Raw genomic sequence first — 24,476 nt, 5'->3', positions numbered from 1 at the left:
TGCCCGCTACCCCTCCAGCACCGCCATCGCCGCGTTGTGCCCCGGCACGCCGCTCACGCCGCCGCCGCGTACCGCGCCCGCTCCGCACAGCAGGACGTTTCCGTGCCGGGTCTCCACGCCCCAACGCCCGGTGCCCTCCTGGGCGTAGGGCCAGGACAAGGCGCGGTGGAAGATGTTGCCGCCGGGCAGGCGCAGGTCGCGTTCGAGGTCCAGCGGGGTCTTGGCCTCGATGCAGGGGCGGCCCTCGGCGTCGGTGGCCAGGCAGTCACCGAGCGGCTCGGCGAGGTGGGCGTCAAGCTGGGCGAGGGTCGCCTTCAGCAGCTCCTCGCGGACTCCGTCGTTGTCCCGGGCGAAGAGCCGGGCCGGGGTGTGCAGGCCGAAGAGGGTGAGGGTCTGGTAGCCGCGCTCGGCGAGGTCGGGGCCGAGGATGGAGGGGTCGGTCAGCGAGTGGCAGTAGATCTCGGACGGTGGTGTGGCCGGGAGTTCGCCCGCCGCGGCCTGGGCGTGGGCGGCGGCCAGCTGCTGGTACCCCTCGGCGATGTGGAAGGTGCCGGCGAATGCCTCGCGGGGGTCGACGGCGCTGTCGCGGAGCCTGGGCAGCCGCTTGAGCAGCATGTTCACCTTGAGCTGGGCGCCCTCGGCGGGCTCGGGGGCGGCGTCCCCCGTCAGGGCCGCCAGCTCCTGCGGCGAGGCGTTCACCAGGACGTGCCGGGCGGCGGCGACACCTTCGCCGTCGGCGGTGCGGAAGGTGACCTCGGCGGTGTGTCCGTCGGTGGCGATGCGCAGCGCCTCGTGTCCGGTCTCGATGACCGCTCCGGCCCCCCGGGCGGCCGCGGCCAGCGCGTCGGTGAGGGCGCCCATGCCGCCGACGGGCACGTCCCAGGCGCCGGTGCCGCCGCCGATGACGTGGTAGAGGAAGCAGCGGTTCTGGGCGAGGGAGGCGTCGTGGGCGTCGGCGAACGTGCCGATCAGCGCGTCGGTGAGGACCACGCCCCGCACCAGGTCGTCGGTGAAGTTCGCCTCGACGGCGACGCCGATCGGCTCCTCGAACAGCGCCCGCCAGGCGGTCTCGTCGTCGATCCGGCGGCGCAGCTCCTCCCGCGTGGGCAGCGGCTCGGTGAGGGTCGGGAAGACGCGCTGGGCGACCTGGCCCGTCATGCCGTAGAAGCGCTGCCAGGAGGCGTACTCGCGCTCGCCGCCGGTCAGCCGGGCGAAGGCCTCCCGGGTGCGCTCCTCGCCACCGCCGACGAGCAGCCCGGTGGCCCGCCCGCCGCGCTCCACGGGGGTGTACGACGAGATGGTGCGCCCGCGCACGCGAAAGTCCAGGCCGAGGTCGCGCACGATCTTCTGCGGCAGCAGGCTGACCAGGTAGGAGTAGCGCGACAGCCGCGCGTCGACCCCGGCGAACGGCCGGGTGGAGACGGCGGCGCCGCCGGTGTGGTCCAGGCGTTCCAGCACCAGCACGGAGCGGCCCGCCCGGGCCAGGTAGGCGGCGGCGACCAGACCGTTGTGCCCCCCGCCGACGACGACGGCGTCGTACGTCCGGGTTCCTTCGTTTGCAGACATGGTTCTTCGTAACACGCGATGATCTACGACGGCCAGAGGCGGCCCCGCGATCGGAACCGGGTCGTCCTCACGGCAGGGGTGCCGGTCCCGCGGCCAGCCGGCGCCGCGCGGCGGCATGGATCTCGGACGGACCGCGCGCCCACTCGATCGTGCGGCCGACCGCTGTCGCCACCGGCCGGTCCCAGCCGGCGCGAACCCCGGCCGGGCGGTGAATGCCCAGTTCGGCGCGCGCCCAGTCCGGAAGGAGCCCGACCGAGGCGTTCATCAGCACGCGCACGACCAGCCGCTCACGTCCCGTCCGGCCGAAGCCGCGGAGAAAGCGGACCGAGTCCAAGGCGGCCTGGGTCGCCTGGAGTTGAGGGCGTACGCGGGTCAAGTAGCGCTCCACCTCCCGCGCGTCGCGCGGCACGTTCCGTGCGCCCAGCATCTCGGCGACCGGGGCGACCTGGTCGTAGTACGCGTCGCACTCGGCGGGGGTGAGCCGCGACCGCCGTGGCGCGTACGTCTGGTAACCCGCCAGGAAGCTGCGCACCTCCGCGGTGTGCACCCAGGTCAACAGCTCGGGGTCGTCCGCGCGGTACGGCCGTCCGTCCGGGGCCGTACCGTGCACCCGGGTGTGGATCCGGCGCACCAGGGCGATCGACTCCCGCGCGGCCGACGTGGAGCCGAAGGTCGTCGTGGTGATGAACCTAGCGGTGCCGACGAGCCTGCCGACCGGGTCGGACCGGTAGTCCGAGTGCTGGTCGACGCCGGCCATGGCCAGAGGGTGCAGGGACTGGAGCATCAGCGCCGCGAACCCGCCGGTGAGCATGCCGGTCGGGTGTCCGTGCACCCGCCAGGCGGGATCGCCCGGGGTGACGCCGAGCAGCCCGGGATCGCCGGGCGGACCCTCGTACCGCTCCAGTTTCAGGTCCCCGCCGTGCACGGTCGCCTTGAGCTCGTCCGCGATCCGGGTCCGCAGCCCCACAAGCACCTCCACGATCCGACGGGAAGCCGCCACTCCGTCGCCATTGTCCCCGTCGCCGCTCCGGACGAGGACGCGAGGGGGAGCACGCCGGGCACCACCTGCCTCGGCGTGCCTCTCAGTCTCGCTCGCACCGCGGAGTGATCAAATGGGGCATGGCATCGTCCTGGACCGGTAGACGGGTACGCCTGCGCGCCATCGAGCCCGACGACTGGGCGGCGTTCATGCGCTTCGCCGACGATGACGGTCGACGAGGGAGCCGGCTGGATCTGCCGCGGTCCGCCGAGAGTTACCGGACCTGGGCGACGGAGCAAGCCGTTGCCCCGTGCGAGGACGACCGCTTCCGGTTGGCGGTCGAAACGAGGGCCACGGGAGAGCTGGTGGGGACGGTCGGCTCACATCGCACCGGCCCTCGTTCAGGCTGGTTCGAGTTCAATGTCACGATCGGCGCCGACCACCGGCGCAGGGGCTACGCGACAGAAGCCGTGGTGCTCCTGCTGCGCTTCATGTTCGCCGAGCGGCGCTATCACAAATGCCTGGCAGCGGTCTTCGACCACAACGAGGCATCGCTGGCACTGTTTCGTCGGCTCGGCTTCACCGAGGAGGGGCGCCTGCGGGAACACGTCTTCGTCGCCGGCCGGCACCACGACCTCGTCCTGATGGGCATGCTCGCCGACGAGTTCGACCAGCGGCACACGACGAGCGAATCATGAACCGGCCATGCCTGTGACAGAAAAGCAGGACTGCCCTCAGCCGCGCACGGTGGCACGCAGGCGCAGGCCGGCCGTTGCGAGCCCTTCGAAGGTGGTGACCTGGTAGCCGGGTTCCGGTCCGGGCGGCTCGCTCAAGTGGTAGAGGCGGGCGGTCTGCGCGGTCAGGAGCGTCAACATCGCCATGGCCAGAGCGGTTCCCTCGCAGCTGTGCGGCCCGGTGCCGAAGGAGAGGAAGACCCCGGGTCTGGCCGGCGAGCCCGAATCCTCGAGCCAGCGCTCGGGCTGGAACCGGTCCGGCTCGGAGTGTTCCCGTGCGTCGCGGTGGGCGGTGTAGGGACAGACGAGAACGGTGGACCCGGCGTCGATGGTGTAGCCGGCGAGCTGAGTCTGTCGCGTGGCGCGCCGGGTCAGCAGCCAGCTCGGGGGGTACAGCCGGAGCACCTCGCGTACCAGTGCCTGGGTGTAGTGCAGGCCGTCCAGGTGGGTGCTGGTCGTCGCTGCCGGGTCCGCGGGCAGCAGGGCGGCTTCGGCCGCTGCGCGGTCCGCCGCCTGGGGGTGCCGGGCCAGATGGAGCAGGATCCATCCGGCTGCCCGGGTAGGTGTCTCGAAGGTGGCGACGGTGATTCCGGGGAGAGTGTCGAGGATCGCCTCGTCCGGCAGCAGGCCGTAGCGGGCGGAGGGCCGGAGCATCTGTCCCAGCGTGTCGTCACCGAGCCGGCCCGATGCACGGCGTCGGCGGACGATGGGCCGCAGAGCGTCGGTGAAGGCGACCTGCTGCCGTGTGCGGAACCGCCGTGCCGGTGTGGGGAACCAGCGCGGCCACACCCAGCGCGAGGGGCGTACGAGGACCTCCCGAGCCAGGAAGAGCTGTGAGGCGAAGGGCAGCAGGGCGGGAGCGTCCTCGGAGAAGAGGTAATGCACGCCGATCTCCGCCAGGGCGTGCCGGACCAGGGGCAGGGTCTCGACGTCCTGGTCCGTGGGCCACTGGTCGGCGAATCGAGCGGCCCTGGGCGCGATCTCACCGATCCGGGCTGCCACCGCCTGCGCGCGCAGTCCGCGCATGCGGGCGGCGTGAGCGCGCGCACGCTCCTCGGGCGTCGCTGCTCCGCGCGACCGCTTCAACGGCGGGAAGAGAGGCGAGGGTGCCTTGGCGAAGTCCTGCGCGCGGCGCAGGACTTCTTCACACGGCCCGGCCGTGGCGACTACGTAGACGTCCGGCTCCAGCTGCCAGACGTCCCCGCACTCGTCGGCGCCACGGCGCGCCACTGCCAGCCGGTCACGGCTCCACGCGGCGAAGCCGCCTTCGGGCAACCGCGGCGGCTCGTTCATTCGGCCCATGAGATCGTCCCTGGCTCCCGTACCTGTCCAGGCCGATGTCGTCGGCGGTGTGGCGGGGAGCCGGCGGTCGCCCGGGGGCGCCCGCCGGTTGTGCGGTCGGACTAGTCGCCGGCGTACGCGTCCCAGTCGTGTTCCCCGTACGCACCGTAGTGGCGGGTGAAGGACAGCTTGCCGAGCAGCTTGGCGATCATGACGAACTCCTCTCGCCTGTCTTCAGCACCAAATGCCACACCTGCCATACTGCCATGGATACCCCATATGCCATATTCAGAGCATCAGTCGCACAGGGGGCAAAACTGGACAGACTGAGGATCACCGTCGTACGCGCGGCATTCCCAGGCCGATCCAGGAGATGATCTCGCGCTGGATCTCGTTGTTGCCGCCGCCGAAGGTGAAGATCACGGCGGAACGGTAGCCGCGCTCCAGTTCACCGTGCAGGACCGCGCCCGCCGAGCCCTCCTTCAGCGGGCCGGCCGCCGCGACGATCTCCATCAGCCAGGCGTAGGCGTCACGGCGGACCTCGGAGCCGTAGACCTTGACGGCGGAGGCGTCCTGGGGCGTAAGGGTGCCGTCCTGGACGGCGGTCACCATCTGCCAGTTGAGGAGTTTGAGGGCGTCGAGCCGGGTGTGGGTACGGGCGAGCAGCCGGCGCACCCAGGGCAGGTCGACCACGCGACGGCCGTCGGCCAGCTTGGTCTCCATCGCCCAGCGCTGCACGTCGTGCAGGGCACGGATCGCCATGGTGCCGTGGGCGGCGAGGGTGACGCGCTCATGGTTGAGCTGGTTGGTGATCAGCCGCCAGCCCTGGTTCTCCTCGCCGACCCGGCGGGAGACGGGGACGCGGATGTTCTCGTAGTAGCTGGCCGTGGTGTCGTGCGAGGCGAGCGTGTTGATGAGGGTGCAGGAGTAGCCCGGGTCGGAGGTCGGCACCAGGAGCATGGTGATGCCATTGTGCGGCGGCGCCCCGGGGTCGGTGCGCACGGCGAGCCACACCCAGTCCGCGGTGTCGCCGTTGGTGGTCCAGATCTTCTGCCCGCTCACGACGTACTCGTCGCCGTCCCGTACGGCTCGCGTCTTCAGGGACGCGAGGTCGGTGCCGGCGCCGGGCTCGCTGTAGCCGATGGCGAAGTCGATCTCGCCGGAGAGGATGCGCGGCAGGAAGTACGCCTTCTGCTCCTCGGTGCCGAACCGCATGATCGTCGGGCCGACCGTGTTCAGCGCCATCAGCGGGAGCGGTACGCCGGCCTGCGCGGCCTCGTCGAAGAAGATGAACTGCTCCATCGCCGTCATCCCGCGCCCGCCGTACTCCTTGGGCCAGCCCACGCCGAGCCAGCCGTCGGCGCCGAGCCGGCGGATGGTCTCGCGGTAGAACCGCTTCTGCGCGGCCGGTTCGGTGTACCGGGCGTAGGCGCCCGCCGGCACCAGGTCCGCGAAGTAGGCGCGCAGTTCGCTGCGCAGCCGCTGCTGCTCGGGCGTGTGGTCGAGATGCACGGCGCCTCCAGGCTCCCCAAGGGCGGTCCTGACGGCGCACACCGTAGAACGTGTTTCAGAAATTGGGAATGGCGCGGCCGGGGTCGGACGGCCCGCCCGGAGGCAGCCGAGGATCGCCGGGAGTCAGTCGAGGATCGCGATGAACTCCTCGCACGCCGCGGCGCAGGCCCGGCACGCGGCCTCGGCGGTGTCCGCGCCGGACTCCCCGTCGAAGGCGTTCGCGCATTCGAGGCAGACCGAGCGGCACCACTCCAGCCGGACTCTGATCCGTTCCTCGTCCTGGTGGTTCTGATCGGAGAGCATGGCGCAGGTCGCGTCGCACACCTCGGCACACATGATGGCCAGCCGGCGTACGCGGTCCCGCGGCTCGGTCCCGCCCGGATCCACGAGGCTCGCGCGCACCGCGCAGGCCCGCGCGCACGCGGTGCAGGCCTGGGCACAGGCGAACCGGTCCTCGAGGAACCGATAGAGCTGCTGCTGTGAAGTCGGCGTTGTCACACCGGGCGGGTAGCCGAGTCCCGGCGGCGCAAACCCAGGTGACCCCGCGTGGGCGTCCGACTACCCAAGGTGTCCGGTTCGTCCTGTTCCGGGCGGGGTATTCCTGTTCTATGAGTACCGCAACGATGCAGATGGCCGCTGCCAGCGGCCTGATGAGTCTCGGGCTCTTCGTGGTGGCCGTGGCCGTGCTGGCGTTCCTCGCCGGGGGCTACTGGATGAACTCCCGCGTGAAGTACCGCGAGTCTCCCCGGCCGCGCCCCGAGGAGCAGCCGCACCTGCCTCCGGAGGGGCCGGTGCGCGAGATCCGGGAGAACAGGGATTACCTGGAGGTTCCAAAGGTTCCCAAGGGTGATCGCCCGGTCACCCCGTACGAGGTCGGCAACATCGACAGCAAGCCGAGCGCGACCAAGGAGCGCCCGCGCTGGAGCACGGGGTCGAGCGGCTCGTTCGGCGGCGGCGGACTCGGCGCCCACTGAATTCGACCCACCCCACTCGCCGAACGGCATTCAACGAACATTCAACGAACGACGACCTTTCCGTCGGCCCGCACCGGACCGTCGTACGCCGTCGCCGGGACCCGTCCTCAGGAGACCGTCCTCAGCGGACTCCTCAGGAGACCGTCCTGGTGGCGTCGAGACGCCCGACGCGGGCCACGTTCTGCAGATCCTCGGCGTCCTGGCTCGGCTCGGCAGCGAACCAGGCGTCGAGGATTTCCTTCAGCACCGGCTCCGAGGTGAGCCGCAGACTGAGCGCGAGGACGTTGGCGTCGTTCCAACGGCGCGCGCCGTCGGCCGTGTACGCGTCCGTGCACAGCGCCGCGCGGACGCCCGCAACCTTGTTCGCGGCGATGGAGGCCCCGGTGCCGGTCCAGCAGCACACCACCGCCTGGTCGGCCGCCCCGTCGGCCACGTCCCGGGCGGCGGCCTCCGAGCACACCGCCCACTGCGGGTCGGACCCGGCCCGCAGCGCGCCATGCTCGCACACCTCGTGACCGCGCCGGCGCAGCTCCTCGACGAGGAGGTGGGCCACGGGTTCGTCCATGTCGGAGGAGACGGAGATCCGCATGTCTGGGAGCCTAGCGCCCCTCCTCCGGATCGTTCCTGCGTCGCGGGGAGTACGCGGCCCGGGCGCCGGGTGCACGGCGCCGCCGCTCAGAGCCAGGGCGTGAGCCGGTCGCCGGTCCTGTGCCGGTGGGCGGCACGGCGGAGCAGGCGGAGGGTCTGCAGCAGGGTCAGCGGCCACAGCAGGGCGAAGCACCACAGCAGCGCCGGATCCGAGGTGCGGATCCCCATCACGGCCACGAAGAGGGAGGCGACCGCGAGCAGCGCGACGGCCAGCCGCAGCCACAGGTCCCGGTCCCGCTCCCTCCGCCGCATCCGGTGCGCGAGCCGCCGGTCCCGCAGGAGGTTCGCCTCGATCTCCAGCAACGCGATCCGCTCGTGCGGCGACAGCCGTACGTCTTCGGGGATCTCCCAGTCGTCCACGGAAGCGGCACCTCCTCCGACCGGCGGGCCTCACGCTCCCGCTCCCGCCGGCCGAGTTCCCCGGAACGGCCCGGCCGAAGCTCCGGCACCACCCCGGCCGAAGCCCGGCGGCGGCCCGGCCGGGGCTCAGCCGGACTCAGCGGGATTCAGCGGGACTCAGCCGGGCTCAGCGGGGAAAGCGCAGTTGGACCGTCGTGGGGCTGCCCGGTGTGACCCGGACCCGGTCACTCATCGATTCCAGGCCCGTGGGTCCCTCTCTGTTCAGGAACAGCACGATGGCGAACGGGGCGACCCGGAGGCCGGAGCGGCCGGTGACCGTGTCGACGAACACGATGGGACGGGCCACGGGCCGGCCGGCGAAGGTGAAGAGATCGGCGAGGACGACGACGTTCCCGTCGGGCCCCGGAACGTGTGCTCTGACCAGGAAGGAGGCGTCGACCCCCACCTCCGCCGCGACACCGCGGCGGGCGAGGGACTGCCCCAGCGCGGCGAGGAACGCGACGGGCTCCAGCGGGGTGTCGTCGTCGCCCTGCTCCGCGAGGTTCTCGGCGAGGAAGCCGATGAAGGCCTTGGCGATCCGATCGGCCGCCTGCCGCTGGGCAGAGGTCAGACCGTCGAAGCCGCCGTGCCACACCGCGCTCCTCACCCTGGCGAACGCCTCCTCCACATGCGGGTTCTCCAGGAGGGGCGTGCTCGGGTCGTCGTCGGGCCGGCCGAAGGCGTCCCACCGGTGTGTGAGCTGCTCGGTCGCGTTCCCCTCGCCGGTCTCCTGGGGTGTCGGGCCGAGAGCGGCGGCTCCCTTGCGCAGGGCGGTGAGGAGTTCCTGAGAGGCCTGGGCGAACGGGCGCAGGTCCTCCGGCAGACCGTCCGCCGGAAGCGCCGCGATCGCGTCCAGGCTCTTCGCGGGCAGTCGGGTGCGGCGGGCGATGTAGTGGCTGAGTGCCTCGTACGTACGCCATGCGTCGTGCCGGCCGACGAGGGCGGACAGCTGTGTGCGCGCGGCCTCCGTGAAGAGGATGAGCGGCGGTCCGCTGCGGGAGGTGTCGATCCGCAGCAGGCTGCTGGTCAGCAGCTCGGCGATGTCCGCGTTGCCGGCCTCCCTGACGACTTCCTGCCGGATGAGCTGCAGCAGGGGCAGGCTGAGGCGGCGGAAGGACGAGCAGAGCGCCGCGAGGCGCACGGCCGCGGGGGCGGCGGTCTGCAGGAAGGCCCGCGCCGCGTCCGTCTCGGATTCCTCGGTCTCCGTCTCGGCCGGCTGGGCGCTGAGGCCGAGGAAGGGGGACGGCGCGTTTCCGTACGGGCCCACCAGAACGGCCTCGTAGCCTTCGGGAGCGCCGCGGACGAACCCATGGGCCCAGCGTTGGAGCGAGTGGGCGGTCAGGGTGAGCGCGGGGATGGCGACATAGGGTTCGCCGGGTTGGAGGATCCACGGCAGGTGGGCGGGAGGCGTCACCCGGAGCGCGGCGTTGCTGGCTCCGGGAACGCGGTTGCGCACGTGCACGGCCGGCAGATCGAGGGCTGTACGATGCCACAGCCTGGCGGGCAGCGGGCTGGCGATGGACAGCGGCGCGCGCAGGGCCCATTGGCGCAGCAGCTGCCACACCGCCGGCTCGTACCAGGCGGGTGCCGCGCAGTCGGACAGGATGAGGTAGAACCGGCGCTGCTGCGAACCGGTCACATTGGAGACGTTCACGAACTGGCCGCGGGCGTCGGTCAGATAGGGGCTCTGCGCGTCCGTGGTGAGGTGCCAGCGCCGGACCTGCCGGAACGCCCCGGTGTTCTCCAGCAGGTTGACGAACTCGTCGATGGCCGTCTGCCACACGTCGGTCGTCAGATGGGTGTCGACGATGACGACCACCTCGAACCAGGGCTCGGGCAACGGCGCGATCACCGGCACCAGTTCGCCGTCCCGGGCGAAGGAGTCGATGGTGGCCTGCATGTCCAGGCCCGTCTTGCGGCCGCGTGGGTAGCGCCGCATGAAGGGGCGCAGGGAATGTCCCAGTTCCACGGTCTGGGACAGCGCGCGGCCCGCCGGCACGGAGAGCGACGGCCCCGACAGCGCGGGGGGTTCGTCGTCCAGTTCCTCGTAGAGCGGATACGACCGGACGCGCGCGGTGCCGGGAGTCGCGGCGGACCGGAGGGGTGACTCCTGCTCCCGGGGCCGGTCCGGGAGCTGTGCCGGCGTCGGGGGCCGCTCCGGGGCGGCGGTCTCCTCGTGGGCCGGCCGCCCGCCCGGCCCGGTGGCCCCCTGCCGTCCCGCCCGGCCCGCGGCCAGCCACAGGGCGTCCGCCACGGTGACGGCGTCCAGGCCGGTGTCGTCCAGGCTGTGGAGGAGGGCGTCGAGTACGCGCCCCAGGAGGTCAGGCACCGGACAGGTCGCGCAGCAGGCAGTCGATCAGCCGCTGGCGTTGCGGCTCGGCGGGCGCGTTGCCGTCGGTGACCAGTTTCACCGCGTTCAGCAGTTGGTCGACGGCGAGGGTCTCGCCCAGCGAGACCCGGTTGACGAAGTCGTCGATGAGGCGCTGCGCGTCGTCGGTCACCACCTGGTCGAGGTGGGCCTCGACCGCGGCCCGCAGCAGGTCGGCGGTCAGGGGCGGCATGTCGTAGCGGATGCAGCGGCGCAGGAACGGGGCCGGGAACTCCCGTTCCCCGTTGCTCGTCATGACGATGAAGGGGAAGCGGTCACAACTGACCCTGCCTCCATGGACGGTGTAGGGCGGGGGATCCACCGCCGGATTCTCGTTGTCTCCGCGCCAGCGCCTGACCTGTACGTCCTTGCGTGAGTGGCGGACGAGTTCGGGGATCTCGTACTCGCCGCGCTCCAATACGTCGAGCAGGTCGCTGGGCAGGTCCAGATCGCTCTTGTCGATCTCGTCGACGAGCAGGGCCCTGGGCCGGTCGGCGCCCGGGAGCAGGGCGGTGCCCAGCGGTCCCAGCTGCAGGAACTGTGCGATGTCGTCCGTCGCCTCGGCGGCCTTGTCCTTGGACTGCGCCAGTCGCAGCGTGTGGATGTGGCCCAGTGCGTCGTAGCGGTAGAGGGCGTCGGTCAGGGTGCTGCGCGAGGTGATGTGCCAGCGCAGGACCGGGCCGAGCGACAGTTCGTCGGCGACCTGCTCGATCACCGAGGACTTCCCGCTGCCCGCGGGCCCGGTGATCAGCAGCGGGCGGTGCAGGAAGAGGGCCGCGTTGACCGCGTCGGTCAGTCCTTCGGGGGGCTGGAACGTGCGCGGTGCGGTGCGGCGGGGGAAGGTGCGCCAGGGAGGAGGCGGCGGCAGCTCGGTGTGGTGGGGTTCGCCCGTTCCCACGTAGTAGGGGTTCCACGCCATCACGTACTCCTCAGGGCAGAGGCTGTGCTCTTCTGGTACCAGCGGCAGAAGTCGAGCCAGGGTTCGTCGTGCCATGCCGCCCGCAGCCGGGCCAGTTCGTCCCAGTCCGCTTCGTCGCCGCCCTGTTCGCTCCCGCCGGGGCCGGCGTGGTTCGTCAGCCAGCGTCGGCGGTAGGCGCGGGTGAACTCGGCCGGCAGACGTTCCCATCTGCGCATCAGACCGGGCGGCGGTTCGGGCAGGTTCGTCCGGTCGTCACCCGGCCACAGCAGCACCGGCGTGTACGGCAGGAGGGTCTGCAGGAGCTGGGCGAATTCCCGGTCGCGGTGGCCGAGCCCGATGGCCCGCTCGTACCACCCCATTGCCAGACGCGACTTCAGCTCCTGCAGGTCGGTCACGTCCGCCGACCCCAGCCAGTCGACGGGCGCCGAGCGGGTGAAGGCGGCGGTGCTGCACGCCTCGAGCTGACGTCTGCCCAGCTCGTTCAGGCCCCGCAGATGGCGTGGCTCCACCAGGCGGTCCGACCAGCGCAGGGTGACGGTCCGGTCGACTCCGAGCCACTGGAGGCCCACCTTGATCTCTTCGGGCCGCCAGTGCGGGAAGAGCGCGGCGGGCACCACGATGTCCAGGTGGCTGAGCCAGGTCCCGGCCGGCAGTTGGTCCTCGGCCCAGTAGACGACATCGGGCAGGAGCTCCTCCACGCCCGACTGGCTGGCGCGGCAGGGGAAGTGCCGGGGCGGTGAGCAGGTGCCGTCGTAGCGCACCCAGGCCGAGACGGATTCCGGCCAGTCCAGCCGGGCCGCGTGCAGGCTGATGACCGCGCCGGCCCGGCGTTCACCCTCCGCCGTACGGACTTCGTCGCGCGCGTCGTTCAGCGCCACGATGGTGCCGTTCTCGGCCGCCCATGCCTCCAGAGCCGGATCGGTGAGGTCCATCATGCACACCTCGGCGATGGCGACCAGGCACCGGGCCAGGCTGAGATCACACGAGGTGCGGCCGTCCATGCTCGTTCCGCGCAGAGCCTCGTGCTGCAGGAAATACCGCAGCAGGTCGTTTCCCTGTAATTCCGCGGGCGGCCGCAGCGGATGCGTGCCCACCCGGCGCCGTTTGTTCAGCTCCTTCATGGCACGCGTCATCGTAAAGGTGGTGAGGGCATTTCCGGCCCAGCCGACGATGAATGCCTCGGTCCTGCCCGCCTGTACCAGGGCGTGCGCGACCTCCGCGACACGGACCCCGCCGAGTGTGCCGCTGCGCGCGGCCCGGTCGCGGAGGTCCTCCAGATCCAGCCGCCCGTCCGTGCGCGGCGCGACGGCGGCCTCGGGCCAGGTCCGCAGGGCCTCCCGCAGATCCTCCTCGCCGACATCGCTGAGCTGGACGGAGGACCGCTGGACCCGGTGCCTGGCGTTCACCGCCAGCCACAGTCCCTCTTCCGCCACGCTCAGCGACCCGTCGTACTCCAGCGCGGCGGATTCCTGCTGGACGAGTTTCTCGGTCAGTGCCGATCGATATCTGCGCAGGGGCACGAATTCGCCGACGTCGTCGAATCCCTCACGGATCAACCGGGTGAGTTCGCGGGTGAAATCCAGGTCGTAGGCGGCCTGCTGCGACTGCGAGGCGGCGAGTGCGGAAATACGGGTGCGCCCCTGGAGGTAGCCGCCGAGCAGACTCTGCGCGGAAGGCAGTCCGGCACCGGCGTGGCAGGTGTCCAGCAGCAGGACGACACCCGCGATCCCGGGTTGGTTGACCGCACAGCTGATCAGGGTGTTCACGTCGACCGCGTGGGTGCCGTTGCCGGACTCGGCGTCAGCGGACATGTAGTAGAGGGTGTTCGAGCCGGGCGGCGACTGTCCGTGGCCGATGAGCGCCAGCACGAGAACGGCATGGGCGGCACCGGCGCGCGTGATCGCTTCGCGGACGGTCGCGTCCACGCAGGCACGGTCCGCGCAACCGGAGCGCACCGTCGCGGCGTGGGCAGCGGGAGTCTCCTCGCAGGCTCCGAGCGCCGGGTCGGTGAGCACCGCGTGCAGCTCGGCGGCGGTCTCCACCAGCTCGGGCAGCTCGTCCTCCTCCCCGCACTGGGTGGCCACGACCAGGGCGTGCCGGGGATGCCGCAACGCCGTGCCCCGTGCTCGGCTCACGATCCGGCCTCTCCCAGCCGGACCAGCGTGCGCATCACCGGCCCGGCGACCTCGGGCCGGCGCAGGTAGGTCAGGGCCGAATGGGTCCAGGCCGCTCTCGACGACAGCGGCAGGGGCCGGGGCAGCACCCCTGCCGCATTGGGCGCGATCAGCTCGCTCAGCCGGCGCAGCGGTACGACGGGATCGTCCCCGTCCCATGCGTCGAGCCACTCCGTGACCCGGTCGGGGACCGCAGGCGGCTGGGGTCGTAACCGGGGCCAGATGAACGCGTTCATGGCGATCGGGGCGCCGATGGTCACGAACAGTTCGGCCCTGCCCGGATAGGCGGCCAGCGTCTCCAGGGCCACGACCGAGCCCAGTGAGTGGCCGATGACGACCAGGGGGCGGTCCGGGTCGAGTTCGCTGGCCACGCGTTCACGGATGCGTTCGTCGAGCGTCGTCACCCTGCCGTCGTCCCCGGTGAGCCGCTCCTTGCGCCGCAGATAGCGGCCCGGCTGCGACAGTATGGACAGGCACCGTGCCGCGCTGACCCGCTGCAGGCCCAGCTGGACGCCCGGCACCCGGGCGAGCGCGGCGCACACCGCGGCGGCCTGCCTCGCCGGGGACATGAGCCCCTGGGACTTGCGTTCGGCGGCGTCCCGCTCCAGGTATAAGGACGCCTGTGCCCGGATGCGCCGGAGGTCGCCGTCGTGGCCGGCCGAGCCGTCCAGCTCGTCGACGTACGCGACTGCCAGGGCGAGCGTGATCAGCGCCGCCTCGTCGTCGAGTGCGTCCGGTTCCGGCGACTCGCCCTGTGCGCCCCGGCGGCGGAAGAGGTCGCTGTAGTCGGCGAAGCGGCTGTCGGCCAGCCAGTCGGCCGTGAGCGCGGAGATGTGCCGCTCGCATCCCGCGGCGCGCGCCCCCTCGGCCAGCGCCCGCTTCCACTCCCGACGCTCCTCGTCGGCGTCCCGTACTCCCCCGATCCCGTGCACCAGCAGCAGCTGCGGCTTCGCCGTCGACCCCACGGCACCCCTCCCCGTCCCCCGGCAGGGGAACATACCGCAATCCCGGCCCCGGAAGCCCCCTGATCACCGCAACCCGGGAAGCGGGTTCCATGCGGCGGGAGTGGGTCTGTGCCCGCCGGGACCCGGGCCGGAAACCTCGCGCGCCTGTGCGCGTTCCGGTCACGGACGGCGACCTCGCGCATTCGTGCCGTGGAGGTGACCTTGGACGCCGCAAGGCCGATACTGTCAGTACCGAGAGCCGGAGCCGGCACGATCCCGGGCAGCACGGACCGGTCCGACCGCCCCTACCTGACGACGAGTCACCCGAAAACCCGACCTCACCTAATGTGACCAGCGAAGGCGCAGGTCGACGGCCTGCCCTCCAGGCTTCCAGGAGAGACAGATGAGGATGCTGATCAACGTCCCGGAGACCGTGGTGGCGGATGCGCTGCGGGGCATGGCGGCCGCGTATCCACGGGATCTGACCGTCGATGTGGAGCACCGGGTGATCATGCGCCGGGACGCTCCCGTGGCCGGTCAGGTGGCGCTCGTCTCGGGTGGCGGGTCGGGGCACGAGCCGCTGCACGGCGGGTTCGTCGGTCCGGGCATGCTCTCGGCGGCCTGTCCCGGAGAGGTGTTCACCTCGCCGGTGCCCGACCAGATGGCGCGGGCCGCGGCCGCGGTCGACGGCGGGTCCGGTGTGCTGTTCATCGTGAAGAACTACACCGGTGACGTGCTCAACTTCGACATGGCGGCCGAACTCGCCGAGGACGAGGGCATCCAGGTCGCGAAGGTGCTGGTCAACGATGACGTGGCGGTGACCGACAGCCTGTACACGGCCGGCCGGCGCGGCACCGGGGCGACCCTGTTCGTGGAGAAGATCGCGGGCGCCGCGGCGGCCGAGGGACAGCCGCTGGAGCGGGTGGAGTCCATCGGGCGCCAGGTGAACGAGAACTCCCGCAGCTTCGGCGTCGCGCTCAGCGCCGTGACCACCCCGGCCAAGGGCTCCCCGACCTTCGATCTGCCCGCCGGGGAACTGGAGTTGGGCATTGGCATCCACGGCGAGCCGGGCCGGGAGCGCAGGGCCATGATGACCTCCGGGGAGATCGCCGACTTCGCGGTGAACGCCATCCTCGACGACATGACCCCGCGCAACCCCGTGCTCGTGCTGGTCAACGGCATGGGCAGCACCCCGCTGCTGGAGCTGTACGGCTTCAACGCCGAGGTGCAGCGGGTGCTGGAGGAGCGGGGCGTGGCCGTGGCCCGCACGCTCGTCGGCAACTACGTCACCTCCCTCGACATGGCGGGCGCGTCGGTGACCCTGTGCCAGGTCGACGAGGAGCTGCTGCGGCTGTGGGACGCGCCGGTGAAGACCCCGGCGCTGCGCTGGGGCATGTGAGACGGCGGACGCAGCGGTCAAGTTCCCTACGACGCAAGGAGATCCAGTGCTCGACGCCGATTTCTTCCGCCGCTGGATGACGGTCACGGCCGCTGCCGTCGGCCGGGAGGCGGAACGGCTCACCGCCCTCGACTCGGCCATCGGTGACGCCGACCACGGCAGCAACATGCAGCGCGGGTTCACGGCCGTCCTGGCCACCTTGGAGAAGGAGGCGCCGGACACCCCGGGTGCGGTGCTGACCCTGGCCGGGCGCCAGCTCATCTCCACGGTCGGCGGCGCGTCCGGGCCGCTCTACGGCACCCTGCTGCGCCGGGCCGGCAAGGCGCTCGGGGACGCCGGCGAGGTCAGCGAGGCACAGCTGGCCGAGGCGCTGCGGGCGGGCGTGGACGGGGTGATGCAGCTCGGTGGCGCGGCGCCCGGCGACAAGACCATGGTCGACGCGCTGGTCCCGGCCATGGACGCGCTCGGTGACGGCTTCGCCGCGGCGCGGTCGGCGGCCGAGGAGGGCGCGGTGGCCACCACCCCGCTCCAGGCGCGCAAGGGCCGGGCCAGCTATCTCGGTGAGCGCAGCATCGGCCACCAGGACCCGGGGGCGACGTCCTCGGCCCTGCTGATCGCCGGGCTCGAAGAAGCGGCGGCGGGAGCCTGAGATGAGTGACGAGAAACTGGTCGGGATCGTGCTGGTGTCGCACAGCGCGGAGGTGGCGACCTCGGTCGCCGAGCTGGCGAAGGGGCTGGCCGGCGGGGCCACGTCGGTGCCCGTCGCCGCGGCGGGCGGCACCGAGGGCGGCGGGCTCGGCACCAGCGCCGAGCTGATCTCCGCCGCGGCCGCTTCCGTGGACCGCGGCGTCGGCGTCGCCGTCCTCACGGACCTCGGCAGCGCGGTCCTCACCGTCAAGGCGTTGCTCGCCGAGGGCGACGAACTCCCCGACGGCGCCCGCCTGGTGGACGCGCCGTTCGTCGAGGGCGCGGTGGCCGCGGTCGTCACGGCGGCCACCGGCGCCGACCTGGACGCGGTGGAGGCAGCGGCAGCGGAGGCGTACAGCTACCGGAAGGTGTGAGGCCGGCCGGGGCGGGGCCCGCCGTGCTGACTGCCGCCCCGGAGCCGTCGCAGCAAATGCCGTTCGTCAGCCGGCCTGTCCGATGAACTGGCGGGCCAGGCGTTCGCCCGTGGTCGTCGCCGACTTGTGGTTCTCGATGGGGTGGATGCGCGCGTTCTTGAAGACGATGTATGTGACGCCGGAGGGCGCGCCGCCGCCGCGCGGGTCGGGGTGGATGCCGAGACCGCGGGCGGTGGCGTAGGAGGCCTCGCCGATGAGGTCGCGGGGGCCGGTGTCGCCGACGACCGCGTACTGCACCCGGTTCCGGTAGATCACGGCGGCCACGGACCCGCCCCGGACGCCCTGCGCCCGGTGGTTCCAGATACCGCTCGGGGCCGGAACCACGATGTAGGGCAGCGTCTCGGCGTTCAGATAGCGCCCGTCGGACTGCTGGAAGGCGGTGGCGGCGGAGAAGAACGGGTCGGAGCGGCGGTTGCAGCGGGCGGTGGGCCGGCCGTCGCAGTCGATGTCCAGGTCGGCCTTCCAGAACACCACGTCGCGGGTGCCGCAGACGGCGACGGTGGCCGCCGCGCCGTCGTCGGTGCGGTACCGGCCCCGGGAGACCCGGTCGCACGCACGCACCCGGGCCAGCAGGTCGGCGGCGCTCACGCCGCCCTCCCGATGAGCCACGAGCCGCTCCTGCGGTGGGACGGCGGCAGCGGGGAGTGTCGTCGGGGCAAGCAGGGCGGCACCGGCCGCGGCCAGCGTCAACGGCTGGACACGCACTGTCGGAAATCCTCTCAATAGGAACATTCCGGACACCCTGCACAATCTGGTGCGGGTGCGCACGGACGGCGGGCCGTATGGGGCCGGATGGAGCATCGCCTGGCTTCTCGTATCGCCCTGACGCGCCGTGAGAAGACAACAGGGGCCGGGGGTCTGAGTCGCTGTCGGCTCAGACCCCCCGGCCACCCGCGTCGGCGCGGGTTCGGCGACGACAGCGTTTCCGCGCCACAGGCATGAACTCCCCTGCTTTCTCAGGCAGTTCAGCCATAGGGAGACCCCAGCATACGTAACTCCCCCGCACGGTCACCAACACGGCCCCCTTGCCCCGGCCGCACCAACCGCGCCATATTGGTCCGGACCATTGCCGTGATGCCGTCCCCTGGGAGGCAGAGCCGTGCGACGTGTTGCCCTCCGGCCCCTGCCGGCCTGCGCAGTCCTGGTGCTGGTCGCGTCCTGCGGCTGGAGCGGCGCGGCCGACGACGAGGGCCGGGCGCCCGGCGCCCCGACGGGCGTCACCGCGGCGGCCGGGAGCGCCACGAGCGTGCACGTGATGTGGAACGACGTACCGGACGGACCCGGTATCCGCAGCTACGAGGTCTATCGCGGCCCCACGAAAGTCACCGAAGTGCCGGGCTCGCAGCACATGGTGGACGTCACCAGGCTCAGGCCGTCCACTGTGTATGTCTTCACCGTGCGGGCCCGGGACACCGACGGCCGTCTCGGCCCGCCGAGCCGCGCGGTGCGAGCGAGGACGCCTCCCAGGACGGCGGCCGACCGCTCGGCACCGACCCGCCCGTCGAGACCGGCCGGGCGGACGGTGGGCAGCCGGGCGGTCCAGCTGTCCTGGTCCGCCTCCCGGGACGACCGGGGCGTGGTGTCGTACGACGTCTACCAGGGCGGGGCGAAGATCCACAGCGTGGGCGGGAGCCAGACGGCGACCGTGGTCACCGGGCTGCGTGCCGGCACCCGCTACGTCTTCACCGTCCGCGCCCGGGACGCGGCCGACAACCTCTCGCCCGCGAGCGTGCCGGTCCGCCTCACCACACCCGGCTCCGACGACGGCCGCGACACCGCGCCGACCGGCTTCACCGCCACCACGCACCGGTCCGCGGGCGCCTACTACGCGGACCTGTCCTGGGATCCGCCGGACGTGGACGGAGTGATCACCGAGTACCAGATCCAGCTCGACGGCCGGACCGCCACCTCCCTGGTGTGGGGCGGCGAGCCGCCACGCGGCCGGGCCCGCTACAGCTTCTACCTCGGGCGCGAGGCGGGATCCGGGCACCGGGTGCGGCTGCGGGCACGGCTGCCCGACGGCACCTGGGGCGGGTTCTCGGCGGAGCGGACGGTGACCGCGGGCACGGAGGGCTGACGACCGGTGCCGGTGTCGGCGCCGGCGCCGTCGGGCGTGTCGCCTTGCACGGGGCGGCGGAACCGGCCCCGGACGGAGCAACCGTCACCTGAGCGGACGCGCTACGGGTGCGGGCCGGTACGAGGCCGCGTTGGCTTCCCATGAAGGCAGCACGGACGTTTCCCGACCTCGGCGGCGCATGGGACGTACCGCCAACCGTGCCGCCGGAGGCCAGCCAATGCGCAACTCACGAATTCTGCTCCGCTCCGGTCTGACCCTGGCTGCTGCCGCCGCGCTCCCGGTCTCAATCGCCGGGCCGTCCGCCGCGGTCTCGGGAATCTCCGTGAGCACCACCGGTTCCACGGTCTCCGTGGTCACCAGCTCCTGCACCCAGAACAACGGCAGCTGGGGCACCGCCTCGTTGCTCGCCAAGGGCCAGGCGAACTTCGCCCAGGGCCGGCAGGTCGCCCTCTCGGGCACGACGATCAGCCAGTCCGCGGCCTGGTCGGGCGTGAGCCCCGGGACGTACACGGTGGTGGTGGTCTGCTCCAACGGCGTCACCGCGGGCACCCAGTCCGTGATCGTGTCCTCGCCCGCCGCGCCCTCCGTGCCGACGATCTCGTCGACGTCGAAGGCGGCACCGTCGCGCGGCGTCGCGGGCGGTCTGGGCGGCGCCGCCCGTGACTACGGCCCGATCACCCTGGCGGTCGGCGGGGCCCTGGTGGGCTCGGGCGTCATCGCCACGGCCTGGTTCCTGCGCCGCCGCTCGAAGCCGTACCGGTTCTGACAGCCGTACAGGCGCGGAAGGACGTACAGGCGCGGAAGGACGTACGGGCGCTGAAAGCCGTACGTCCTTCCGAGCGGGCGGGGCCCTCAGTCGGGTGTGCCGTCCGTCGGTTCCGGACCGTCCTGTCCCGGCGCCTCGCCGGGCAGTTCGGCGAACTCCTCCAGGGCGTGCGTGAGCCACTGGGTCCAGAAGGTCTCCAGGTCGATGCCGGCCCGCAGGACCAGGTGGCGCAGCCGGTCCTCCGGGGTGTTCCGGTCCGGCGGGAAGTCGCGCTGCTCGATGTCCTGGTACTCGGCCAACTGCCGCCGGTGCAGCTCCAGATGGCGGCGCAGGTCGTCCTCCAGGCCCGCCGTGCCGACCACCGCCGCTGCGCGCAGGCGCAGCAGCAGGACGTCCCGCAGCGGCCTGGGGTCCTGGGCGGCGGCGGTCCAGCGGGCCAGTTCGGCGCGGCCCGCGGGCAGAACCTCGTAGCTCTTCTTCTGCCCGCGGGCCGGCTGCTCGGCCGGCAGGGTGCGGATGAAGCCCTCGGTCTCCAGTTTCCCCAGCTCGCGATAGATCTGCTGGTGCGTCGCGGACCAGAAGTATCCGATCGACTTGTCGAACCGACGGGTCAGTTCCAGCCCCGACGACGGCTTCTCCAGCAGGGCGGTGAGGATGGCGTGCGGCAGGGACATGGGCTCATCCTAGGGATCGGCCGTACCGCCCCTACAACGTCGCCGCCAGCTCGGTGCCCTGCTTGATGGCACGCTTGGCGTCCAGCTCGGCCGCGACGTCGGCGCCGCCGATGAGGTGCGCACCGCGTCCGGCGGCGATCAGCTCGTCGTACAGGTCGCGGCGCGGCTCCTGCCCGGTGCACAGCACGACCGTGTCGACCTCCAGGACCGTGCTCTCGTCGCCGACGGTAATGTGCAGTCCGGCGTCGTCGATGCGGTCGTAGCGCACGCCCGGGACCATGGTCACGCCGCGGTGCTTCAGCTCGGTGCGGTGGATCCAGCCGGTGGTCTTGCCGAGTCCGGCGCCGACCTTGGTCGTCTTGCGCTGGAGCAGGTGGACCGAGCGCGGCGGGGCCGGCCGCCGCGGGGCCGCGAGGCCGCCCGGTGCCGCGTAGTCCATGTCGACGCCCCAGTTGCGGAAGTACGTCTCCGGGTCCTCGCTCGCCTTGTCACCGCCGTCGGTGAGGAACTCGGCGACGTCGAAGCCGATGCCGCCGGCGCCGAGGACGGCCACGCGGTCGCCCACCGGGGCGCCGTCGCGCAGGACGTCGAGGTAGCCGAGGACGCGCGGGTGGTCGACGCCGGGGATGTCGGGTGTGCGCGGGGTGACGCCGGTGGCGACGACGACCTCGTCGAAGTCGGCCAGGTCCGCGGCGGTGACCCAGGTGTCGAGGCGGACGTCCACGCCCTGCTCGTCGAGCTGGTGGCGGAAGTAGCGCAGCGTCTCGTCGAACTCCTGCTTGCCCGGGACCTTGCGGGCCACGTTCAGCTGGCCGCCGATCTCGCTCGCGGCGTCGAACAGGGTGACCTGGTGGCCGCGTTCGGCGGCGGAGACCGCGCAGGCGAGGCCCGCCGGGCCGGCGCCGACGACGGCGACGGTCTTGCGCAGCCGGGTCGGGGAGAGCACCAGCTCGGTCTCGTGGCAGGCGCGCGGGTTGACCAGGCAGGAGGTGATCTGGCCGCTGAAGGTGTGGTCCAGACAGGCCTGGTTGCAGCCGATGCAGGTGTTGATGGCCTCGGGCTTGCCGGCGGCGGCCTTGGCGACGAAGTCGGGGTCCGCGAGCATCGGACGCGCCATGGAGACCATGTCGGCGTGGCCGTTCGCGAGCAACTCCTCGGCGACCTCGGGGGTGTTGATGCGGTTGGTGGTCACCAGCGGCACGTTCACCGCGCCCATGAGCTTCTTGGTGACCCAGGTGTAGGCGCCGCGCGGGACGGAGGTGGCGATGGTGGGGATGCGGGCCTCGTGCCAGCCGATGCCCGTGTTGATGATCGTCGCGCCGGCGGCCTCGACGGCCTTGGCGAGGGTGACGACCTCCTCCAGGGAGGAGCCGCCCGGGACCAGGTCCAGCATGGACAGCCGGTAGACGATGATGAAGTCCTCGCCGACGGCCTCGCGCACGCGCTTGACGATCTCGACGGGGAAGCGCATCCGGTTCTCGTACGAGCCGCCCCAGCGGTCCTCGCGGCGGTTCGTCTGGAGAGCGATGAACTCGTTGATGAGGTAGCCCTCGGAGCCCATGATCTCGACGCCGTCGTAGTCGGCCTGCCGGGCGAGGCGGGCGGCGCGGGCGTAGTCGTCGATGGTCCGCTCGACGTCGGCGTCGCTGAGTTCGCGCGGCACGAACGGGCTGATCGGGGCCTGCAGGGCGCTCGGTGCGACGAGGTCCTGGTGGTAGGCGTACCGCCCGAAGTGCAGGATCTGCATCGCGATGCGGCCGCCCTCGCGGTGCACGGCGTCGGTGACGACCCGGTGCCGCTCGGCCTCCGCGTCGGTGGTGAGCTTGGCGCCGCCCTCGTACGGCCGTCCCTCGTCGTTGGGCGCGATGCCGCCGGTGACGATGAGCCCCACTCCCCCGCGCGCGCGGGCGGCGTAGAACGCGGCCATCCGCTCGAAGCCTCGCTCGGCCTCCTCCAGGCCCACGTGCATGGAGCCCATGAGCACGCGGTTGGGCAGCGTGGTGAATCCCAGGTCGAGCGGGGACATCAGGTGCGGGTAACGGCTCATCGGGCCCTCCGTGCGCGGTGTCGTCCCTCTTGTTGTAGAGGACGGGCCCGGCGTTGTGCAACTAGTTGCATAAACGCGGGAGGGTGAGTCCGGCCACTGCGCGGCGCACGAGGGCGCCCCGGCCGGGGAACAGCCGACCGGGGCGCCCTCGGGTGCGGGCCCGGGTCAGCGGCTTTCCAGGCGCAAATGCAGGTCGCGCTCCTGGTCGCCGGAGGCCGTGCAGGTCTCGTGGACGGTGAACATCGAGTCCAGGGTGTGCCGGAACCGGTCGACGGCCCAGTAGCCGCCCTGGATGTCGGCGAGGACGGACGAGCTGAGGTGCACCGGCGGGCAGCTCTCCCTGCGGGCCTGCGCGACGTCGTACGTACCGAGCCACACCATCGGGCGGGTCTCGTGGAGCTGCTTCGGGACCTCGTCCTTGCCGCGGTCCGACGCGAAGCACGCGCTCAGCACGTCGAAGACGACACGGGCGTCCTCCTTGGAGCATCCGCTGATCTCCACCGAGACGGTTTCCGGGTGCGACCGCTCCGTCTGCTTCATGATCGCTCCTTTCGTGGCCCCGCTGCGGTGGAACGGGGTACCCCGCCGAACCGCGTCCAACCCCAGCAAAGCACCACCGGCCGACGAGCACACCCCAGCGGCGGGAGAACGGGTGCGTCGCCTCCGGCGGCCGCCGGGGAGTACGTCAGGTCACCCTCGGGAGAACTTGTACGTCTTGCTGTCCGTGAGCACGCAGAACCCCGGCGACATGACGATCACGCGCAGGATGCCGGACCGGCGGTCGTAGTCGATGCCCTCCGTCTCGAAGGTGCCCGAGCAGGAGCTGCGCAAGGGCAGCTGCCGCAGGGCCGTGACATGCCCGGAGACGTCCGCCGTGCCGTTCGGGGCCGCCGACAGGTCGATCCGGAGCAGCGGCTTGGTCACCCCGAACAGGGAGCCGTCCGGGTCGTCGGAGGAGCACAGGAGCGTGGTCGGACCGGAGAAGTCGCAGCCCTGGATGTCGCGCACGGCGTGGTCGAGGTTGACCGTGGAGGCCTGCGGGAGGTTCGCCGAGGGGGAGGTGGCGGGGTTGACGCCCGGGGTCGGGAAGACCAGCAGGCGGTTCATCGTGCCCCACTCGCCGGCGAGCATCCACTGGCCGTCGGGCGAGATCGCGTCCCAGGAGTTGTTCAGGGCCTCGCCGGCGCTCAGCGTGTGCACGTACTCCGACCAGGCGCCGCCGGGCGCCTGCACCCGGAACATCTTGGAGTTGCCGGAGTCCCGCTGGTAGGGCTCGATGTAGTAGCCGTTGTACGAGGCGTCGGGGTCGCCGACGTGGTTCCAGCCGCGGCTGGAGACGCCGAACGGGATGGTGCCGATGCCGGTGTAGTGGTTGGGGCTGTTCGCCGGGATCTCCACGGAGGTCAGACCTTGACTCTCGGTCAGCGGCTCGGCACGGTCGGACCCGGTCTCGCTCCAGGTCTCCGCGGCGGAGGCGGGGGCGGAGGCGCCGAGAGACACGACGGCGGCGGTGGCCAGGGTGACGAGTCCGGCGAGGACTGTGTGACAACGTTGCCGGGCGAGCGCGGGCATGCCGACTCCTCGAAGAGGGGGGTGGGGACACTCGGTCGGCGGACAGTCTGGCCGTGTCGGCTGGTCATGTACAGACCAAGCGAGCAACATGGGCGTGAACTCTCACGGGCGCCCCGGGACCGGCCCTGCCGGGCTCTCCGGCCGGACGGCACCGCACGGCCCCGGGACGACCGCCGTACCCCGCCCGCCACCGACGTGGTGACTTCGGCACACGCCCGCCCCTGTGTTGAGAGATGGTGGAGATGGACGACGACGGCGTCGGAGAGTCGGGTGTGAGCGCGATAGAACAAGGGGAGTCGGCACGGGGGACGACGTGCCGTGC

General features: G+C 71.9%; 23 protein-coding genes. 7 read left to right on the top strand and 16 right to left on the bottom strand.

What is annotated here, in order from left to right; translation table 11 throughout:
* Window positions 1-6 precede the first annotated feature (6 nt).
* Complete coding sequence (locus tag ABZ865_RS35010) at window positions 7-1,566, bottom strand: NAD(P)/FAD-dependent oxidoreductase (protein ID WP_361239493.1); 1,560 nt, start codon at window positions 1,564-1,566, stop codon at window positions 7-9.
* A gap of 67 nt (window positions 1,567-1,633) precedes the next feature.
* Window positions 1,634-2,545: an oxygenase MpaB family protein gene (locus ABZ865_RS35005; RefSeq protein ID WP_361239492.1), complete on the bottom strand. Its 912-nt coding sequence runs from the start codon at window positions 2,543-2,545 to the stop codon at window positions 1,634-1,636.
* A 140-nt stretch (window positions 2,546-2,685) separates the two neighbouring features.
* Between ABZ865_RS35005 and ABZ865_RS35000 the strand changes: the two genes are divergently transcribed.
* The gene (locus tag ABZ865_RS35000; RefSeq protein WP_361239490.1) at window positions 2,686-3,243 is read left to right on the top strand and encodes a GNAT family protein; all 558 of its coding nucleotides are present in this window, start codon (window positions 2,686-2,688) and stop codon (window positions 3,241-3,243) included.
* Between the two features lie 36 nt (window positions 3,244-3,279).
* Here ABZ865_RS35000 and ABZ865_RS34995 read toward each other — a convergent pair whose 3' ends face one another.
* From ABZ865_RS34995 to ABZ865_RS34985, 3 genes are all read right to left on the bottom strand, one after another.
* On the bottom strand, window positions 3,280-4,572 hold the full coding sequence (locus tag ABZ865_RS34995) for a cytochrome P450 (protein ID WP_361239488.1): 1,293 nt from the start codon (window positions 4,570-4,572) through the stop codon (window positions 3,280-3,282).
* Between the two features lie 321 nt (window positions 4,573-4,893).
* On the bottom strand, window positions 4,894-6,072 hold the full coding sequence (locus ABZ865_RS34990) for an acyl-CoA dehydrogenase family protein (RefSeq protein WP_361239486.1): 1,179 nt from the start codon (window positions 6,070-6,072) through the stop codon (window positions 4,894-4,896).
* Window positions 6,073-6,195: 123 nt separating this feature from the next.
* Window positions 6,196-6,570 carry a ferredoxin gene (locus ABZ865_RS34985; RefSeq protein ID WP_361239484.1) on the bottom strand — a complete coding sequence of 125 codons (375 nt, stop codon included), beginning with the start codon at window positions 6,568-6,570 and terminating at the stop codon, window positions 6,196-6,198.
* 110 nt (window positions 6,571-6,680) lie between these two features.
* Here ABZ865_RS34985 and ABZ865_RS34980 point away from each other — a divergent pair, with 110 nt between their 5' ends.
* The gene (locus ABZ865_RS34980) at window positions 6,681-7,046 is read left to right on the top strand and encodes a DUF6479 family protein (protein ID WP_361239482.1); all 366 of its coding nucleotides are present in this window, start codon (window positions 6,681-6,683) and stop codon (window positions 7,044-7,046) included.
* Between the two features lie 133 nt (window positions 7,047-7,179).
* On the opposite strand, the gene ABZ865_RS34975 is transcribed toward ABZ865_RS34980, so the two are convergent.
* From ABZ865_RS34975 to ABZ865_RS34950, 6 genes are all read right to left on the bottom strand, one after another.
* A complete protein-coding gene (locus ABZ865_RS34975; protein ID WP_361239480.1) occupies window positions 7,180-7,635 on the bottom strand; it encodes an RpiB/LacA/LacB family sugar-phosphate isomerase in 456 nt (151 codons plus the stop codon).
* Between the two features lie 86 nt (window positions 7,636-7,721).
* Window positions 7,722-8,054 carry a DUF3040 domain-containing protein gene (locus ABZ865_RS34970; RefSeq protein WP_361239478.1) on the bottom strand — a complete coding sequence of 111 codons (333 nt, stop codon included), beginning with the start codon at window positions 8,052-8,054 and terminating at the stop codon, window positions 7,722-7,724.
* A gap of 166 nt (window positions 8,055-8,220) precedes the next feature.
* Window positions 8,221-10,422, bottom strand: a complete 2,202-nt coding sequence (locus ABZ865_RS34965; protein ID WP_361239476.1) for an SAV_2336 N-terminal domain-related protein — start codon at window positions 10,420-10,422, stop codon at window positions 8,221-8,223.
* Window positions 10,415-11,380 (bottom strand): AAA family ATPase, encoded by a 966-nt coding sequence (locus ABZ865_RS34960; protein ID WP_361239474.1) that lies wholly within the window; start codon window positions 11,378-11,380, stop codon window positions 10,415-10,417. Before ABZ865_RS34960 ends, ABZ865_RS34965 begins: the two co-directional genes overlap by 8 nt.
* Entirely contained in the window at window positions 11,380-13,515 is a 2,136-nt protein-coding gene (locus ABZ865_RS34955; RefSeq protein ID WP_361239472.1) for a hypothetical protein, read from the bottom strand. Before ABZ865_RS34955 ends, ABZ865_RS34960 begins: the two co-directional genes overlap by 1 nt.
* The gene (locus tag ABZ865_RS34950) at window positions 13,512-14,519 is read right to left on the bottom strand and encodes an alpha/beta fold hydrolase (protein ID WP_361239470.1); all 1,008 of its coding nucleotides are present in this window, start codon (window positions 14,517-14,519) and stop codon (window positions 13,512-13,514) included. The genes ABZ865_RS34955 and ABZ865_RS34950 overlap by 4 nt, the downstream gene beginning before the upstream one ends.
* A 382-nt stretch (window positions 14,520-14,901) precedes the next feature.
* Here ABZ865_RS34950 and dhaK point away from each other — a divergent pair, with 382 nt between their 5' ends.
* From dhaK to ABZ865_RS34935, 3 genes are read left to right on the top strand one after another with little or no spacing between them, the layout of a single operon-like run.
* Window positions 14,902-15,897 carry a dihydroxyacetone kinase subunit DhaK gene (gene dhaK / locus ABZ865_RS34945; RefSeq protein WP_361239468.1) on the top strand — a complete coding sequence of 332 codons (996 nt, stop codon included), beginning with the start codon at window positions 14,902-14,904 and terminating at the stop codon, window positions 15,895-15,897.
* A gap of 46 nt (window positions 15,898-15,943) precedes the next feature.
* Window positions 15,944-16,546 carry a dihydroxyacetone kinase subunit DhaL gene (gene dhaL, locus ABZ865_RS34940; protein ID WP_361239466.1) on the top strand — a complete coding sequence of 201 codons (603 nt, stop codon included), beginning with the start codon at window positions 15,944-15,946 and terminating at the stop codon, window positions 16,544-16,546.
* Window position 16,547: 1 nt separating this feature from the next.
* Entirely contained in the window at window positions 16,548-16,958 is a 411-nt protein-coding gene (locus ABZ865_RS34935) for a PTS fructose transporter subunit IIA (protein WP_361239464.1), read from the top strand.
* Between the two features lie 66 nt (window positions 16,959-17,024).
* On the opposite strand, the gene ABZ865_RS34930 is transcribed toward ABZ865_RS34935, so the two are convergent.
* The gene (locus tag ABZ865_RS34930; RefSeq protein ID WP_361239462.1) at window positions 17,025-17,723 is read right to left on the bottom strand and encodes a glycoside hydrolase family 75 protein; all 699 of its coding nucleotides are present in this window, start codon (window positions 17,721-17,723) and stop codon (window positions 17,025-17,027) included.
* A gap of 394 nt (window positions 17,724-18,117) precedes the next feature.
* Between ABZ865_RS34930 and ABZ865_RS34925 the strand changes: the two genes are divergently transcribed.
* Entirely contained in the window at window positions 18,118-19,095 is a 978-nt protein-coding gene (locus ABZ865_RS34925; RefSeq protein WP_361239460.1) for a fibronectin type III domain-containing protein, read from the top strand.
* Window positions 19,096-19,312: 217 nt separating this feature from the next.
* A complete protein-coding gene (locus ABZ865_RS34920; RefSeq protein WP_361239458.1) occupies window positions 19,313-19,861 on the top strand; it encodes a hypothetical protein in 549 nt (182 codons plus the stop codon).
* Window positions 19,862-19,947: 86 nt separating this feature from the next.
* Here the strand turns inward: ABZ865_RS34920 and ABZ865_RS34915 are convergent, their stop codons facing one another.
* The 4 genes from ABZ865_RS34915 to ABZ865_RS34900 form a co-directional block, all read right to left on the bottom strand.
* Window positions 19,948-20,535, bottom strand: coding sequence for a PadR family transcriptional regulator (locus ABZ865_RS34915; protein ID WP_361239456.1), 588 nt, complete (start codon window positions 20,533-20,535; stop codon window positions 19,948-19,950).
* Window positions 20,536-20,566: 31 nt separating this feature from the next.
* The gene (locus ABZ865_RS34910) at window positions 20,567-22,582 is read right to left on the bottom strand and encodes an NADPH-dependent 2,4-dienoyl-CoA reductase (RefSeq protein ID WP_361239454.1); all 2,016 of its coding nucleotides are present in this window, start codon (window positions 22,580-22,582) and stop codon (window positions 20,567-20,569) included.
* Between the two features lie 165 nt (window positions 22,583-22,747).
* On the bottom strand, window positions 22,748-23,122 hold the full coding sequence (locus ABZ865_RS34905) for a hypothetical protein (RefSeq protein WP_361239452.1): 375 nt from the start codon (window positions 23,120-23,122) through the stop codon (window positions 22,748-22,750).
* A 150-nt stretch (window positions 23,123-23,272) separates the two neighbouring features.
* Entirely contained in the window at window positions 23,273-24,154 is an 882-nt protein-coding gene (locus tag ABZ865_RS34900; protein ID WP_361239450.1) for a hypothetical protein, read from the bottom strand.
* Window positions 24,155-24,476 lie beyond the last annotated feature (322 nt).

It is taken from the genome of Streptomyces sp. NPDC047085 (assembly GCF_040643735.1).
Classification (GTDB): domain Bacteria; phylum Actinomycetota; class Actinomycetes; order Streptomycetales; family Streptomycetaceae; genus Streptomyces.
Note: the sequence above shows the minus strand (reverse complement) of the source record. Positions and strands in the feature narration are given on the sequence as shown.